Annotated in this window: 15 protein-coding genes and 1 pseudogene; 9 read left to right on the top strand and 7 right to left on the bottom strand. The window is 62.3% G+C overall.

Going from position 1 to position 15,353, the window contains the following annotated elements:
- Positions 1-9 precede the first annotated feature (9 nt).
- Genes BM346_RS06160 through BM346_RS06150 form a run of 3 tightly spaced genes read left to right on the top strand, consistent with a single transcriptional unit; the run spans position 10 to position 4,294 of the window.
- Positions 10-921 carry a complex I NDUFA9 subunit family protein gene (locus BM346_RS06160; RefSeq protein WP_092009825.1) on the top strand — a complete coding sequence of 304 codons (912 nt, stop codon included), beginning with the start codon at positions 10-12 and terminating at the stop codon, positions 919-921.
- Positions 922-980: 59 nt separating this feature from the next.
- Positions 981-1,412, top strand: a complete 432-nt coding sequence (locus tag BM346_RS06155) for an SRPBCC family protein (RefSeq protein WP_092013394.1) — start codon at positions 981-983, stop codon at positions 1,410-1,412.
- A gap of 59 nt (positions 1,413-1,471) precedes the next feature.
- A complete protein-coding gene (locus BM346_RS06150) occupies positions 1,472-4,294 on the top strand; it encodes an AMP-binding protein (protein WP_092009823.1) in 2,823 nt (940 codons plus the stop codon).
- Positions 4,295-4,337: 43 nt separating this feature from the next.
- Here the strand turns inward: BM346_RS06150 and BM346_RS06145 are convergent, their stop codons facing one another.
- Positions 4,338-5,054, bottom strand: coding sequence for a BON domain-containing protein (locus tag BM346_RS06145; protein ID WP_092009821.1), 717 nt, complete (start codon positions 5,052-5,054; stop codon positions 4,338-4,340).
- Between the two features lie 246 nt (positions 5,055-5,300).
- Here BM346_RS06145 and BM346_RS06140 point away from each other — a divergent pair, with 246 nt between their 5' ends.
- A complete protein-coding gene (locus BM346_RS06140; RefSeq protein ID WP_092009819.1) occupies positions 5,301-5,795 on the top strand; it encodes an acyl-CoA thioesterase in 495 nt (164 codons plus the stop codon).
- Positions 5,796-5,823: 28 nt separating this feature from the next.
- Here BM346_RS06140 and BM346_RS06135 read toward each other — a convergent pair whose 3' ends face one another.
- On the bottom strand, positions 5,824-6,735 hold the full coding sequence (locus BM346_RS06135; protein ID WP_092009817.1) for a malate dehydrogenase: 912 nt from the start codon (positions 6,733-6,735) through the stop codon (positions 5,824-5,826).
- A 204-nt stretch (positions 6,736-6,939) separates the two neighbouring features.
- Here BM346_RS06135 and BM346_RS06130 point away from each other — a divergent pair, with 204 nt between their 5' ends.
- From BM346_RS06130 to BM346_RS06120, 3 genes are all read left to right on the top strand, one after another.
- Entirely contained in the window at positions 6,940-7,578 is a 639-nt protein-coding gene (locus tag BM346_RS06130; protein WP_092009816.1) for an SDR family oxidoreductase, read from the top strand.
- Positions 7,579-7,776: 198 nt separating this feature from the next.
- Positions 7,777-8,343 (top strand): elongation factor P-like protein EfpL, encoded by a 567-nt coding sequence (efpL, locus tag BM346_RS06125; RefSeq protein ID WP_092009814.1) that lies wholly within the window; start codon positions 7,777-7,779, stop codon positions 8,341-8,343.
- A 131-nt stretch (positions 8,344-8,474) separates the two neighbouring features.
- Positions 8,475-9,404, top strand: a complete 930-nt coding sequence (locus tag BM346_RS06120) for a 2-hydroxyacid dehydrogenase (protein ID WP_092009812.1) — start codon at positions 8,475-8,477, stop codon at positions 9,402-9,404.
- Here the strand turns inward: BM346_RS06120 and BM346_RS06115 are convergent.
- The 3 genes from BM346_RS06115 to nfi form a co-directional block, all read right to left on the bottom strand.
- Complete coding sequence (locus BM346_RS06115) at positions 9,383-10,084, bottom strand: pseudouridine synthase (protein ID WP_092009810.1); 702 nt, start codon at positions 10,082-10,084, stop codon at positions 9,383-9,385. The genes BM346_RS06120 and BM346_RS06115 overlap by 22 nt on opposite strands.
- Positions 10,085-10,248: 164 nt before the next feature.
- Positions 10,249-11,184, bottom strand: coding sequence for an alpha/beta hydrolase family protein (locus BM346_RS06110; RefSeq protein WP_092009807.1), 936 nt, complete (start codon positions 11,182-11,184; stop codon positions 10,249-10,251).
- 304 nt (positions 11,185-11,488) lie between these two features.
- Positions 11,489-12,187 (bottom strand): deoxyribonuclease V, encoded by a 699-nt coding sequence (gene nfi, locus BM346_RS06105; protein ID WP_174805150.1) that lies wholly within the window; start codon positions 12,185-12,187, stop codon positions 11,489-11,491.
- A 97-nt stretch (positions 12,188-12,284) separates the two neighbouring features.
- On the opposite strand from nfi, the pseudogene BM346_RS06100 reads away from it, so the two are divergent.
- Positions 12,285-12,479: pseudogene (locus tag BM346_RS06100) on the top strand (short-chain dehydrogenase); the annotation flags it as partial.
- Positions 12,480-12,494: 15 nt separating this feature from the next.
- On the opposite strand, the gene BM346_RS06095 reads toward BM346_RS06100, so the two are convergent.
- A complete protein-coding gene (locus BM346_RS06095) occupies positions 12,495-13,367 on the bottom strand; it encodes a helix-turn-helix domain-containing protein (protein WP_167812632.1) in 873 nt (290 codons plus the stop codon).
- Positions 13,368-13,604: 237 nt separating this feature from the next.
- Between BM346_RS06095 and BM346_RS06090 the strand changes: the two genes are divergently transcribed.
- Entirely contained in the window at positions 13,605-14,129 is a 525-nt protein-coding gene (locus tag BM346_RS06090) for a PadR family transcriptional regulator (protein WP_092009803.1), read from the top strand.
- Positions 14,130-14,215: 86 nt separating this feature from the next.
- Here the strand turns inward: BM346_RS06090 and BM346_RS06085 are convergent, their stop codons facing one another.
- Positions 14,216-15,205 (bottom strand): NAD(P)H-dependent flavin oxidoreductase, encoded by a 990-nt coding sequence (locus BM346_RS06085; RefSeq protein ID WP_092009801.1) that lies wholly within the window; start codon positions 15,203-15,205, stop codon positions 14,216-14,218.
- Between the last annotated feature and the right edge of the window lie 148 nt (positions 15,206-15,353).

Below are 15,353 nucleotides of genomic sequence, written 5' to 3'. Positions count from 1 at the left end.
CTTTGGGCCATGAGTGATTCATTGATCGTGGTATTCGGCGGCAGTGGCTACCTGGGGTCCCACATCGTCCAGGCCCTGGCTGAGGCGGGCAACCGGGTGCGGGTGGTCGCCCGCACGCCGGAGGTGCGGATACCGCCCGGGCTCGCGTCGAGGGTGGAGAAACAACCGGCAAACATCCGCAACAGGGACGACGTCCGGCGCGCCCTGGAAGGCGCTCACGGCGCCGTGAATGCGGTCAGCCTCTACAGTGAAAAGCCGCCCCTGACCTTCGATACCATCCACGTCGAGGGTGCAGAACGCCTGGCCCGGTGCTGTCGTGAGGCGGGCCTGTCTGCCCTGGTGCATATCTCCGGCATCAACGCGGACCCCCGCTCCCCCTCGGCCTATGTCAGTGCCCGGGGGCGGGGAGAACATCGGGTCCGTGAAGCCTTCCCTGGCGCCATCATTCTGCGGCCCAGCACCCTCTTCGGCGCGGACGGAGGCACACTCTCCACCATGGAGGTCCTCTGTCGTTTCCCGGTAGTACCGCTTTTCGGTCGGGGTCTGACACGGCTTCAGCCCACCCACGTGGAGGACGTGGCGAAGGCGGTGGTAACGGTGATCGCAAACCCGGACAGCTCGGAAACCCTTTACGAACTGGGGGGAGGCCAGGTTGTGAGTTACCGTGAACTCGTGCGTCTGGTCCTGCGGCGCTGCGGCCGCAGACGGCCCATGCTGCCGGTGCCCTTTGCGCTCTGGTATCTGGGGGCCACCCTGGTCTCCTTTATGGATTCGCCGCCCCTGACCCGTGACCAGCTGATACTTATGGAGGAGGACAACGTTGTGCATCCGGGGATGCCGGGTTTCGACAGCCTGGGGATCAGGCCCAGGCGGGTGGACGAGGAGGTTCCGACGGAGCGGTTTTTTCAGGCTGAAAATTGAACGATACCGATGCCGTTGCCAGACTGGATATTCAGGCAACAGAAAAGGAGGAGGTCGCCATGGGAAAAACCTACCAATCCATCGTTATTGATAAGCCGGCGGAACAGGTCTGGGAGAAGCTGCGCAATTTCCACGACCTGAGCTGGGCGCCCAAAAGCATCGAGAAGGCGGAGGCCGTCGGCGACACGCCGGGCGATACGGTGGGAGCGAAGCGGATACTGAACGACGCCTTCCATGAAACACTGCGGCAAATTAACGATGCCGAATCCGAACTGGAATACAGCATTGACGACGGCCCCTCGCCGGTCTCCAGCAAGGAGGTGAGCAACTACCAGGGTGTTGTCAGGGTGAGACCGGTGACCGAAAGCAAAGAGGGCAGCTTTGTGGAGTGGTACTCCAGCTGGCAGGGCAACGACGAGGACGCCGCGGACTTCTGCCACGACATTTATGCGTCGCTGCTCAGGGAGCTGAAGAAAACCCTGGAGGGATGAGTCCGGTGAGAGCCGGGAAGTAAGAGAGTTCCAGCCCGAATCCGGGAACAGGGGTATCCATGGCGGAATCAGACAATAACGACCCGATGACTGAAACCATGGTGGCAGCGGTCAAGGAAACATTGCGCCATGGCGATTCGGAAGACGGCGATCAGCAGCCCGAGATCACCCTCGACAGTCGTCTCGACATGGACCTGGGACTGGACAGCCTGAGCCGGGCGGAGCTGCTGGTGAACGCGGAGCGGCGCTTTGGTGTGCAGCTGCCCGAGGAGCTGCTGAGCGAGGCCGACACCCCCCGGGATATACTCGATGCCGTTGCCCGGCAACGGGGTGAGCAGCCCACTTCAGACCGCGACCGCGGTTCTTCGGAAGGGCTGGAGGACACCGAGGCGGACCGGGAGCGCTTCGAGGTCCCGGATTTCGAAACCCTCCAGGAGGCGCTCCAGTGGCATAACCGGGAGCATCCGGGACGGACCTACCTGCATTGGGTCAAGTCCTACGACGAGATCAGGCCCCTGACCTACGGCGATCTCCACAAGGGCGCCCTGAGGGTCGCCAATGGCCTGTTCCAGCATGATCTCCAGCAGCGGGATACGGTAGCCCTGATGCTGCCCACCGGCCATGACTATTTTTACGGCTTCTTCGGCGCACTCTATGGCAATGCCATTCCTGTTCCCATGTACCCGCCTATGCGAATGTCCCAGCTGGAAGAGCATCTCCGGCGCCAGGCCAGTATTCTCAATAACGCCCGGGCAAAAGTCATGATTACGGTTCCGGAGGTATGCAGGCTGTCGTCGCTGATCAAGGGGCTGGTGCCCGGTCTCGAGCATGTAGTGACCCCCGACGAACTCTGGGCCAAGCCCATGGACCGCCCTGTGAGTGGTCCGGAGACCGATGATATTGCCTTCCTCCAGTACACCTCCGGCAGTACGGGGACCCCCAAGGGTGTGGAGCTGCGCCATGCCAACCTGTTCGCCAACATGGGCGCCGGCAATGAGGTGCTGAAGGTGGACCAGGACGATGTCTTTGTGAGCTGGCTGCCGCTCTATCATGACATGGGCCTGATCGGCACCTGCCTGTCCAGCCTCTGGTATGGCCTGCACCTGGTCATCATGTCGCCGTTGCTGTTCCTGACCAAGCCCCGTTACTGGCTGTGGGCCATCCATCAGTTCGGTGGCACCCTGTCACCGTCCCCCAACTTCGGCTACGAGCTGTGTCTCAACCGGCTGGAGGATGAGGACCTGGAAGGACTGGACCTGAGTTCCTGGCGGGTGGCCTTCAATGGCGCCGAGGCGGTCAGTCCGGATACGGTGGAACGATTCACCGGGCGTTTCGAATCCCTGGGGTTCCGACCGGAGGCCATGGCGCCGGTCTATGGCCTGGCGGAAAACTGCGTGGCCCTGACCTTGCCGGAGGAGCCCAGGAAACCCGTTATCGACACCATCGACCGGGACCGCTTCCAGGAACAGGGGGAGGCCAGGCCGGTGGACGCCGACCAGTCCGGCGCACTGCGTATGGTTTCCTGTGGCAAGCCCATTCCCCACCACCGGATCCGGATTGTGGATGAGCGGGGTGAAGAGCTGCCGGAGCGGCAAGAGGGCTCGCTGCAGTTCACCGGCCCCTCCGCCACCCGGGGCTATCACCGCAGCCCGGAGAAAACCGAAGAGCTGTTCGACGGCGAGTGGCTCAATACCGGCGACCGGGGCTACATCGCCGACGGCGAACTCTATCTGAGCGGCCGTAACAAGGACCTGATTGTTCGCGGCGGCCGGAACATCTATCCCGGGGAAATCGAGGAAACGGTGGGCGCACTGGACCAGATTCGCAGCGGCTGCGTGGCGGCCTTTGCCGCCGGCATGGGGGAACGGGAGGGAGAAAAGCTGGTGGTGGTCGCGGAGACGCGGGAAACCGATGAAACGGTTCACGACCGGCTGAAACAGGAGATCGCCCGCATCACCCGGGACTCCCTGGGTATCGATGTGGACGAGGTGGTTATCGCGAAGCCCCACACCGTTCCCAAGACCTCCAGTGGCAAGCTCCGGCGGAATGACTGCCGCCTTCGGTACGAGCGGGGAGAGCTGGAGCGAAAGGAGGTACCGGTTTGGCGACAGCTGGCCCGCCTGGCCCGCAGCAGCTGGCCCCAGCAGATCCGGCGCATGGGCGTACAGGCTGGCCGCTGGCTCTATGCCGGCTGGGCCTGGACGGCGCTGGGCCTGGTCAGCCTGCCGGTGGTGGTGCTGGTCAACCTGCTGCCCCGCCTGAGCTGGCGGTGGCAACTGTGCCATGGAGGCGCCCGGTTGCTGGGCCTGCTTACCGGAACGGGATTGCACATCGAAGGGCAGCAGCGCCTGCGGGAACTGCCGGAAAGCTGCGTGATTGTCGCCAACCACTCCAGCTATACCGACGCCCTGGTAATGACCGCGCTGATGCCCGTACCCGTTCACTTCGTCGCCAAGGCCGAGCTGAACCGGTTTGCTGTTCTGCGCCGGTTTCTCAGGCTGATGGGGGTGCACACCATTGATCGCTCCAGTGAGCAGAGCAGCGTCCGGGGTTCCAGGAAGGTTGCGGAACAGGCCCGGGGTCAGCGCCTGGTGTACTTCGCCGAAGGCAGCTTCGATGCGGCTCCGGGGCTGCGTCCCTTCCATATGGGCGCCTTCATGACCGCGGCGCTGTTGGATGAACCGGTGATTCCGGTGGCGATCATCGGTTCCCGGGAGAAGATGCCCGCAGACCGCTGGAATCCCCGGCCGGGGCCGATAGAGGTGATTGTCGGTGAGGCGATTGATCCGGAGGGGGATGACTGGTCTTCAGCCACCAGGCTGCGGGATACCACTCGCCGCCGACTACTCGATATGACCGGCGAACCGGACCGGCTCAGATGATTGCCTGAGCCGGTGCCGTTGATGAGGGATAACAAATCCTCTGTCAGCCAAGTACCTGGATGCGGTTCTCCACGCAGTGGACGCCGGGAACCATCCAGCAGTCCCGGGCGGCGATGGTCCGATTGACATCGCTGGTGACGCCACCCTCCAGTACCACGGCCTTGTCCTTGACAGTGACCTGTATCTGGCTTGCGTCCAGGGACGGGTCCCGCTCCAGTACCAGGCCGATGGCATCGGAAAGCTCGTCGTCGGAATCCTCTTCCGCCGGTTCCAGCTGGATGCGGTTCTCGATCCGGGAGGTACCGGGAATCCACCAGGTCAGTGCTTCCGCCAGGCGCCGGTGGCTCAGACTGTGGACCCTGCCCTCCAGGTGCACGGATGAGCCGGAGGCACTCACCACTATCCAGTCAGCCTCCGGGGCGGTGCTGGCGGGTGCCCCTTCGGAGCCGGAACCGATCCGGACGTCACGGAAGAGACGTTCTCCGGACAGGGTTTCAACCACCTTGTCCTGCAGCTGGTCATCGGTGACATCGACGCTGGTCTGGATGTGCAGGTCCTCCACCAGACGGGCTGTACCCGCCTCCGCCTTTGCCAGCTCCATGATCTTACGGAGCGCGATGATATCCTCGACGGTACCCTCAAGCCGGATGGCGTCGTTGCGGCTGTCGTGGGAGACCTCCACCGGGAACTGGTGCAGGTTGATATCCGGATTCCGCTCCAGGGCGGCCTCAATCGCGGTGACAGGATCGTTAGAAGCCATGTTTGCCTCCTTGACTTGAATGTGTGTTCCAAGAAGCGTAGTTCCTGCACCCGGCCCCGGCAAACGGGGCGGTGTGGTGGCAATGGCGACTCCGTGCTGGCGGAAGCCTTTTCACCCCCCCCCCCCCGGCGACGTTGGGCAGGCACTCTTATCCGTGATCACCTTTTGTGTGCATGCTCTGGCTTTTAAAGGGTTACTCCCTTAGCGTAACGAAATACCACTGGACACCCCCGGGAGAAACGAGCCATGGAAGCCAGAAAATCCAGACCCGTGTCGGCGTCGGCTATTGATAAGCACGTTTACAAGGTCTTTCCCAACGACATGAATGCCATGAATACGGTGTTTGGCGGCATGATCATGGCCAAGTGTGATCGCCTGGCCCTTGTGGTGGCGGAGCGACATTCGGCCCATGTCTGCGTGACCGCGGCGGTGGACTCGATCCATTTCCGGGCACCGGCCAAAGGCAACGACACGCTGTTGTTCAACCTCTCCCTCAATCGCAGCTGGGGTTCGTCCATGGAGATAGGCGCCAGGGTGGAGGCGGAGAACAGTTACACCGGCGAGGTCCGCCACATCCTGTCGGCGTTTTTCACCTTTGTGGCGCTGGGAGACGACGGCAAACCGGTCGAAGTGCCGTCAGTGGTGCCGGAAACCGATGAGCAGAAGCGGCGTTTCGACAATGCCGAGATCCGCCGGGAAGGGCGTCTGTCGACCCGGAAAAAGCTGTCGGAGGGACACTGATTCGGAGTCAGCCTGTTTCCGGAGAGCTTCAGTCGGGTCTGGCAGAGGCAATAGCCTTGCGGACCACCTCGGCACTGGCGAGGAAGGCCTGCTGTTCGCGCTCGTCAAGACGGGGGTGAAGCACCCGCTCGATGCCATTGCCACCGATGACGGCGGGAAGACTCAGGCACACATCATTCACTCCCAGGAACCCGTCCACCCGCAGGCTTACCGGCATCGTGCGCTTGTCGTCATGGGCAATGCAGTGAATGATCTCCGCAGCGGCCAGGGCGATGGCGTAATTGGTATGGCCCTTGTGCAGGACTACCTCATAGCCCGCGCGGGAAGCCTGGTCAGCCAGGGCGTACCGGGCAGGGGTGGGATCGAGGGGTTCGCCACCGGCCTCGGCGCAACTCATGGCCGGGAACTGGCTGTCGCCGTGCTCGCCCAGGATGTAGGCCCGTATATCCTCCGAGTGGATGCGGACTTCCTCCGCGAGAAGCTGGCGAAAGCGGGACGAATCCACCAGGGTGCCGGTACCCAGGACCTGATTTGCCCGAAAACCGGTGAACTCCAGGGCATAGTGCACCAGCACATCCACCGGGTTCGAGACCATGACGATCTTGCTGTCCGGCGACAGCCTTGCCAGCTCGGGCATCAGGTCACGAATGAGTGCGACGTTGCCTTTGGCCAGGTCCAGCCGGTTACGAAGGCCTTTCGGGGTCGGAACCGAGGCGCACACGGCGATGATGTCGGAACCCGCCGTCTCGGTGACGGTGCCGGCGGTTATCTGAGTGGGGCTTTCCACGAACAGCTGGCCGTGGCGAAGGTCCAGCACATCCCCCATGACGGACTCCCGGGTGCGGCCGACCAGGACCAGTTCCCTGACGAAGTTCCTGATCGCAAGAACAAAAGCAAGGCTGGAGCCGACACTCCCCAGACCGATTACCGATACTTTCATACTGCCCCCTGACTGCCTCGCATAGGATTGAGCTATTCTGACCGGAGTGGGTTTTACGATCCACTATAGATGGCATTCGTGAATAGTCCTGCGGGCGAGGATTTCCCGGGGAAGTGTTCCTGCTCCCCCGGGAAAGGCTTGAAAGCACGGGTCTCGGGACACAGGTCAGGAGAACAACGTCACCAAACCTGAAGGAGATGACTTATGCGCGTTCTTATCGCGGGAGCCCACGGCAAGATTGGCCAGCACCTGGTCAGGCAGATGGCGGAAAGTCCCCACACGGCCCGGGCCATGATCCGGGACGAATCCCAGGCTTCGGTGATGAAGGAGCTGGGAGCAGGGGAGACGGTGGTTGCGGATCTGGAGAGTGACTGCAGTCATGCTCTCGGGGGCTGCGACGCGGTGGTCTTCACTGCCGGCTCCGGTCCCCATACCGGTCCGGACAAGACCATCGACATCGATCAGAATGGCGCGATTGGCCTGGTGGACGCCGCCCGGGCCGCCGGCGTATCCCGCTTTCTGATGGTGAGCAGCATGCGGGCGGACAACCCGGAGAATGCCCCCGAGAAGATCCACCATTACCTTCGGGCGAAGCAGAAGGCGGATGAGCACCTGCGTGCCAGTGGCCTCGATTACACCATCGTCCGTCCGGGACCGCTGACCAACGATGCGGGTACCGGACGGGTCGAAATCAGCGGCAAGCTTGAACGCACCGGGTCGATTCCCAGGGAGGACGTGGCCACTGTACTGCTGTACGCGCTCGACGCCGATAATACCCGTCGGGTCACTTTTGACGTGCTCTCCGGCGAGGACGGTATTGCCGAGGCACTCGCGAGTCTCTGAGCCCGGCGTGGTGGCGGCTCTTTTCCAGGAAGGCCCGGACATGCCGGTCGGCTGAGGGCCCAGCGGAGTAACCGCTGCGGGTTTGTAAAATCAGGGTGAATTACGCCCGGTATGGGAAATTGCACTATCGCTTGTTCCTGGCCAACGTGGTATATCAGCTCCCTGTTTTCACCCCTTTTTCTGTCAGGATGAAGTGCAATGCCAAAAGCCAGTGAAATCAAGAAGAACCAGGCCATTGAGTATGATGGCCGCGTGTATTTCGTGAAGGACATCGAGCGCTCCGTGCCCCAGGGCAGGGCTGGTGGCAGCCTCTATCGGATGCGCATGTACGATGTCGTCACCAATGCCAAGCTTGACGAGACCTTCAAAGACTCCGACATGCTCAACCTGGCCGATCTGGTGCGCCGTCCGGCGGCCTTTTCGTACTCGGACGGCGAGGAATACGTCTTCATGGATACGGAGGACTATACCCAGTACAGCCTGAACCGGGAGAGCATCGAGGATGAGCTTCTGTTCATCGATGAAGAAACCCAGGGCATCATGGTGATTCTCCTGAGCGATGCTCCGGTCGCTCTGGACCTTCCGCCCACGGTGGATCTGGACATAGCGGAGACGGACCCTTCAGTGAAGGGTGGCTCGGCCACCGCGCGCACCAAGCCGGCGAAACTGTCCACCGGCCTGGTTGTCCAGGTGCCGGAGCATATTTCCACGGGCGACCGTATCAAGGTCAATGTCGAGGAGCGGAGGTTCCTGGGACGGGCATAAGGAATAGGTGGCAGCGCTGTGGAAAAGAGCGGTTCCGGGAGTGCAGGTCCATTAGCCTGCGCTCCGGCGGATTTCAGTCTAGACTGAAGCACGGAATCTCCCCCTGAAACAACACAGAGGAAAAACCGGCAATGGCCATCAACCTTCTGATCGCCGGACGTTTGCCCCCCAATGTGGTGCCACAGCTCGAAAATCGCTTTGCCCTGCATACACTTCCCGCCGATCAGCGGGAAGCCGAGGCCCTGCTGGCGGACATCGGCCCCTCTATCCGCGGCCTGCTCACCAATGCGGCCCAGGGCGCGCCGGAGTGGTTGCTCCGCGCCCTGCCAAACCTTGAAATAATCTCATCCTCCGGGGTTGGCACCGACGCTTTGAACGTGCCCATAGCGGAACCCCGGGGAATTGTCGTCGGCACCACCCCCGGCGTGCTGACAGCGGATGTGGCTGACGGTGCCATCGCGTTGATGCTGGCCTCGTCCCGGCGCCTGATGCAGGCCGAACGCAACGTCCGGGCCGGCCGCTGGCTGAAGGACATGCCCCTGGGCAATCGTGTCACCGGCAAGCGTCTGGGCATCCTCGGCCTGGGTAAGATCGGGCAGGCGGTGGCGAAGCGGGCCGAGGCTTTCGACATGCCCATCGCCTATCATCAGCGTAACCGTAACCCCGACGTGGCCTACAGCTACTACGACTCCCTGATTGGCCTGGCTGCCGCCAGCGACTTCCTGGTCGTGGTGGTACCCGGCGGACCTGCTACCGAGAACATGGTGAACGGCGATGTACTGGATGCCCTGGGCCCGGAAGGAATCCTGGTCAATGTTGGGCGTGGCAGTACCGTGGATCAGCCGGAACTGATCCGCGCGCTCCAGCAGGGCAGGATCCGGGCGGCGGCCCTGGATGTGCTTGAGGACGAGCCCCACGTGCCGGAGGAGCTGCTGGCCATGGAAAACGTGGTGCTGACCCCCCATTACACCAGCGGCACCATTGAAACCCGCCTTGCCATGGGCCAGCGGGTGGCTGACAACATCCTGGAGCACTTCTCTCAGGCCGCGGGTACCCACTGAATTTCCCGGGCGGTCAGCGCCCTGCAGTCGCCCGGTGCGAGGTCCACCGGCAGGGCGATTTCGCCAATGCGTTCACGGTGCAGGCTGGTGACCCGGTTGCCGACCCCGTGGAACATCCGCTTTACCTGGTGGTAGCGGCCTTCAAAGATCGTTACCCGGGCTTCGCAGGCGCCCAGCTGCTCCAGTATGGCGGGTGAAGTGGTGAGTTTTTCATAGGCAAACCAGATCCCCTCCGCGAACCGTTGTGCCGTATGTCCCGCGATGGGAGCCGCCGTGGTCACCCGGTAGACCTTGGGCACCCTGATCACCGGCTCGGTAAGGCGCCGGGACCAGTGGCCGTCGTTGGTCAGGATCAGCAGGCCGGTACTGGCCCGGTCGAGGCGGCCGGCGATGTGCAGGTCTTCACCGAATTCCCGGGGAACCAGATCCATCACGGTTGCGTGTACATCATCCCGGGTGGCGCTGAGATAACCCCCGGGCTTGTTCAGCATCAGATAATGGGCCGGTTGAGGGGGCTGCAGGATTCGATCATCAACGGTCACTGCCTGGAAGCGGGAAACCTCGGTTGCCGCTGTCCGACAGACCCCGCCATCCACGCGAACTCTTCCCGAGGCAATCAGCTGATTCGCCTGCTGCCGGCTGAGGTCGGCCTGATTGCTTAGGATGCGGGAGAGTTTCATGGGAGGTTATCTGTTCGCCGGTTAACGGTGCCGGCATTATATCAGGCGTTCGCCGGGTAACACGGTGTATCGGTCGGCCAGGGGGGTGGCGACGGGGCCGGTGAATGACAAACGGGGTGCCGGCAGGCGGGCACCCCGTTCTGTTTTCAGGTCAACCTGCTACCTCAGTAAGGACAGGTGCCGCGGTACTCGGAGATGTTCCAGTCGGACTCGTGATTCGGGCCACAAAGGAACTGGTTGTAGCGCTGGTCCTTGTCCAGGTGCAGCTTCATCCAGGAGACACCGAGGCGGCTCAGTTCATCGTTGTAACTGTTGCCGCCGTTGGCGCAGTAATGACTTCCGCCATTGAGCTCGAAAAAGGCTTTGTCTGTGCTGGACGGAATGGCGTTGTAGAACGGATCCGCGTGGCTGCGCACTGGCGCTATGGCGTCGTTCTCGCAGGCAAAGATCAGGGTCGGCGCGGTGATGCTGCGGAACTGGGTGCTGGAGGAATCCCAGGGCGCCAGGGGGATGGCCGCCTTGAGGCGACCCTCGGCCGCGACGCGGAGCGTACCGCCACCGCCCATGGACCATCCTACCGCGCCCAGGCGGCTGGTATCGACCATGCCGTTGATGGGGCTGCTGGAGCTGCTGTTCTGGTCAATCAGGTAATCCAGGGCGTTGTTGATCTGGGTGGCCCGGCTGCCCGGCTGATCAAAGCCGCTGTTGGTGTCGATGGTCATCACCACGAAACCGTGGGAGGCCAGTTTCGGCCCCCACCAGGCGATGGAGGACTCAGCCGATGCGAAGCCCGGGATGACCACGATGGCGGCCATGGTTCCGGTCGTGCCGGTGGGGTAATGGATGGTGCCACCGCCAAAGCCGGAAACGAAGCTCGATACGTTGCTGGTGCGAACACTGAAGGGGCCGCTGGAGGATTCCAGCAGGGAGACTGACGGATCCGGGCCGCGCTCGTAGCCACAATCGGTTTCACAGCCGCCGCCGTTGTCGCCGCCACCATCGTCGCCGCCGCCACTGATGGCAAAAGCGGACGCGGAGACCATAAGGCTGCCGGCCGCCAGGAGAGAAAGTGCTGTTTTCTTGCCAAGGATTCTGAACATGTTGTTTTTCCCTGTTCTGGTGCTTTTGTTGTAAGTGTTGTGGAGGCTCTTTGCCCTCACCCGAACGTTAGTCTCCCGAATCTCCCGCGGCTTTCACGAAATGGCACTCCTTCGTGCGTGGGTCACGAACGCGCCCGCAAGGTATGTCACGAAAGCTTCCCGGAGAGGGTATTTGGCAGGTCAGGTTTTGAGCAGTGTTGCACCCGCCCTTCCGGTTTCCTCCCGGAGTCGGCTTTTGGAATGGCTGGAAAGGCCGGGAAAGGCGGGTCAGTGAGACGAGGTGGCTACGTCAGGCAACGCCGGGTCAGGAACGGTCAGTTTTGATTGCCCTGAGCCAGTTCTGCCCCCGGTCCGAGGCGATGCCGTCCGCCCAGCGGGTGGTTTCCGGCAGCCGGTAGCGGGTAACACAGGCCATCACGTATTCGATGGCCGTGGGCAGGCTGACGCGATGGCCCGACGAAATGTAGAGGGGTTTTACCCCCTGACGGGTGCGCAGTACAGCGCCGATCACCTCGCTGTCGTCCTCCAGGGGCGTCCACTGTCCCTTGATGTCCGGGACTGGCCCGTGGGTACCGGTCAGGCGGCTCTTGCCCACGCCGATGGTGGGCATGCCGGTGAGAATGCCGAGGTGGGAGGCAACGCCGAGCCGGCGGGGGTGGGCAATACCCTGACCATCACACAGCAGCAGGTCCGGCTTCCGGTTGAGCTGGTTCAGGGCATCAAGAATGGCCGGACACTCCCGAAACGACAGCAGGCCCGGAATGTAGGGCATGCGTACGGGCTGGCGGGCAATGGCGTATTCCACCGGTGTCAGGTCATCCAGTCGCAGCACCACGACGGCGGCGCGGGCAACGTCCCTGTTCTCAAAACCCACATCCACCCCCGCAACCGTTTTTACGGTGGGCAGGTCGTCGTAGGTGATCACCTGGCTGGCCGCGTCTTTCTGCAGTTGAATAGCCTGTTTCGGACTGAGGTCACCCGATATGACGGTTGGATCCTCCACATTCGTCTCCTATCCTGCATGTTGTCTTTCTAACCTTAGCAGCACACAGGAGGCGGTATGCAACACTTGGTTATCACGGGGGCGAACCGGGGCATCGGCCATGGACCTGAAGCCCCGGGGTATCGCCGTGGCCCAGCTCCATCCCGGCTACGTCAAGACCCGGATGGTGAACTTCGGTGGCCTGATCACGCCCCAGGAGGCCGCCCGGGGGCTGGCGGAACGCATTGACCAGTTGAGCCTGGAAAATACCGGCTCGTTCTGGCACAGCAATGGCGATGCCTTGCCCTGGTAACCGGGTGTCAGGGTTTCAAACCACCGACTGGCTCTCAAGCAGGGGCTCGACAAGGCGGTAGGCCGAGGGCGCCAGAACGGCGTGCACATAGGGAGGTTGCAGGAAGGTGGCCGAGGGGGTGATGCCGTTGATGGCACGGTAGCAGCGGGAAAGATGGGCCGAGCTGGAAAAGCCGGCCAGCAGCGCCGCTTCGGTCACTGAGTAACCCAATGCCATGATGATGGTACTGATGAAGACCCGGTAGCGCATGCGGTACTGGGTGACAGGAAGCCCCGCCTGCTCCTTGAACAGCTTCTCCAGGCGGGATTCGGACAGGTGCACCTCCTCCGCCAGTTCAGCCAGGGTCATGTTGGCGGTCAGGGATTCCCGGATGCGCCTGGCGACGTGGACAACGCGGGGATCGTACTCGCGGAATTCCAGGTTTCTCACATGGTCCGGGAAGAGTGGTTCCCGGACCCGGGACAGGGCCGTTCCCACGCTGATATCGGGCTGCCGTCGAACCTCGACCATGGCGGAGACAACGTCGTCTTCATGGGGATGGTTACAGAATATTCCCGGCAGCGCCTCCGCCATCAGGCTGGCCAGTGCCGGGTGGTCCTGGGAAAAGGGCGCGAGGAAGTACACCGCAACCACTGCCTGGCTGGTGCTGAGGATGGACTCGTCGATCCACAAGCCGGTGGGCACCAGACAGGTGCGCACGGTTGTCGGGCGGCCACGGCCCGTCCGCAGCCTCAGGCTTCCCTTGAGAGCGACATAGAGCACGTCCTGGGTCCGCCGGTGGGCCTCCTGGCGTCCGAAGCAGGTCCCCAGGAAGAGCAGTTCACGGCTATGGACCAAAAGCCTGGGTGTCCTCAGGCATCCACTGATTGCATTGTTCTTGTTTGTCATTGCTCGGCCCGAAGACATTTCCGGCGGGTTGAAGCGGCACGGGTCCACTATTGTATTTCTCTGGCCGAAAGACCGCTTTCATGTTTTAGCACTTTAACGGTGTCGGTTCACTCCGCCTGGCCGGCGGCATGACCCGGCGCGCCTCAGGACCGGGATTAAGGCATCTGCTGTCTTTTCCATGAGCAGTCCGGTAATGGCGAATTGGCGATTGGGGCCAATGGGGATAGAATCCTCCCCATGTCCATTCAACACGCCCTGATCACCTCGCTTCTGGAAAAACCCTCCACCGGCTACCAGCTGGCCCGACGCTTTGACCGTTCCATTGGCCACTTCTGGCAGGCGACCCATCAACAGATCTACCGGGAGCTGCGACGCATGGCCACGTCCGGCTGGGTGGAGATTGAGGAAAAAGGTGAGGAGGGTGGACGCAAGCGCAAGGTCTACCACGTATTACCGGCGGGCAGGGACGAGCTGGTGCGGTGGGTAGAGGAACCGGGAAGCTCCGGGGAGAGCAACGAGGCACTCATGGTCAAGATCCGTGCGGAAGCGGTATTGGGACCCATTGGTGTCCGCAGGGAGCTGCAGCGCCTTATCCGTTGGCACGAGGAGCGGCTGGCGACCTATCGCGATATCGAAGCGCGGGATTTCTCCACCGACAGTCCGAGCCGGGCCCAGCGTCTGCAACATCGGGTACTGCTCAAGGGCATCTCCTCCGAGGAAGAGTGGCTGGCGTGGGCGCGGGAGACTTTGCCGATGGTCTGATGGCCGGAGTTTGCCGGTGCCAGCTGTGAAGGCCACTGCCGTGCGGAGGATGGTCGCCCGGCAGTGGTTTGTGGACGCCCGACCGATCAGGCCGGCTGGGCGTCCTTGCGGGTTTCGGTGAGACCAAGTCGGGCCCGGGCCTCGGCGTATTCCTTCTTCAGCCGCGTCACCAGGCTTTGCACATCCCCCACTTCCTTGACCGCGCCGACACCCTGGCCAGCACCCCAGATGTCCCGCCAGGCCTTGCTCTCAGATCCGCTGCCAGAGCCGAAATTCATCTTGGAGGGGTCGGATTCCGGCAGGGCGTTGGGATCCAGACCGGCTTTCTCGATGCTCTTCTTCAGGTAATTGCCGTGAATGCCGGTGAACAGGTTGGAGTAGACAATGTCCTCCGCGGTGCTGTCGACAATCATGTCCTTGTAGCCCTGGTCGGCATTCGCTTCGCGGGTGGCGATGAAGGCTGAGCCGATATAGGCGAGATCGGCGCCAGCGGCCTGGGCGGCCAGCACGGCATTGCCATTGGCAATGGAGCCGGACAGCAGCAGCGGGCCATCGAACCATTCCCGGATTTCCTGGACAAGAGCGAAGGGCGACTGGGTTCCGGCGTGCCCGCCTGCACCGGCCGCCACGGCGATCAGGCCGTCGGCGCCCTTTTCGATGGCCTTGTGGGCGAAGCGGTTGTTGATGATGTCATGGAGGGTGATGCCGCCCCAGGAGTGGACTTTATCGTTCAGGTCTTCCCTGGCGCCCAGGGAGGTGATGATGATGGGTACCTTGTATTTGGCGCAGAGCTCCAGGTCGTGCTCAAGCCGGTCGTTGGACTTGTGGACGATCTGGTTGACCGCAAAGGGAGCCGCGGGTCTGTCCGGGTTCTGGGCGTTGTACTCTGCCAGCTCGGTGGTGATCCGCTCCAGCCACTCCTCCAGAACGTGGGCCGGCCGGGCGTTCAGGGAAGGGAAAGAACCCACGATGCCGGCCTTGCACTGGGCAATGACCAGGTCCGGGTTGGAAATGATGAACAGCGGCGAGGCGACGGCCGGCAGTGACAGGCCTTTGAGTATATCCGGTAATGACATGGTGGCTCCTGGTGAAAGAAGACCCCCCGGCCGCAGGGGAAGGGGGGTCGAGTCGATCAGACAAAGGGTGGTTGGCGATCAGCAACCAGTTGCATAAAATTACCAAGGACCCGATAAACGTGCAACTGGTTTCATAGAAACCTTTTTG

This window comes from Marinobacter daqiaonensis (genome assembly GCF_900115285.1).
Lineage (GTDB): Bacteria > Pseudomonadota > Gammaproteobacteria > Pseudomonadales > Oleiphilaceae > Marinobacter > Marinobacter daqiaonensis.
The sequence above is the reverse complement of the archived record's forward strand: the minus strand, read 5'-3'. Positions and strand labels throughout refer to the sequence as shown.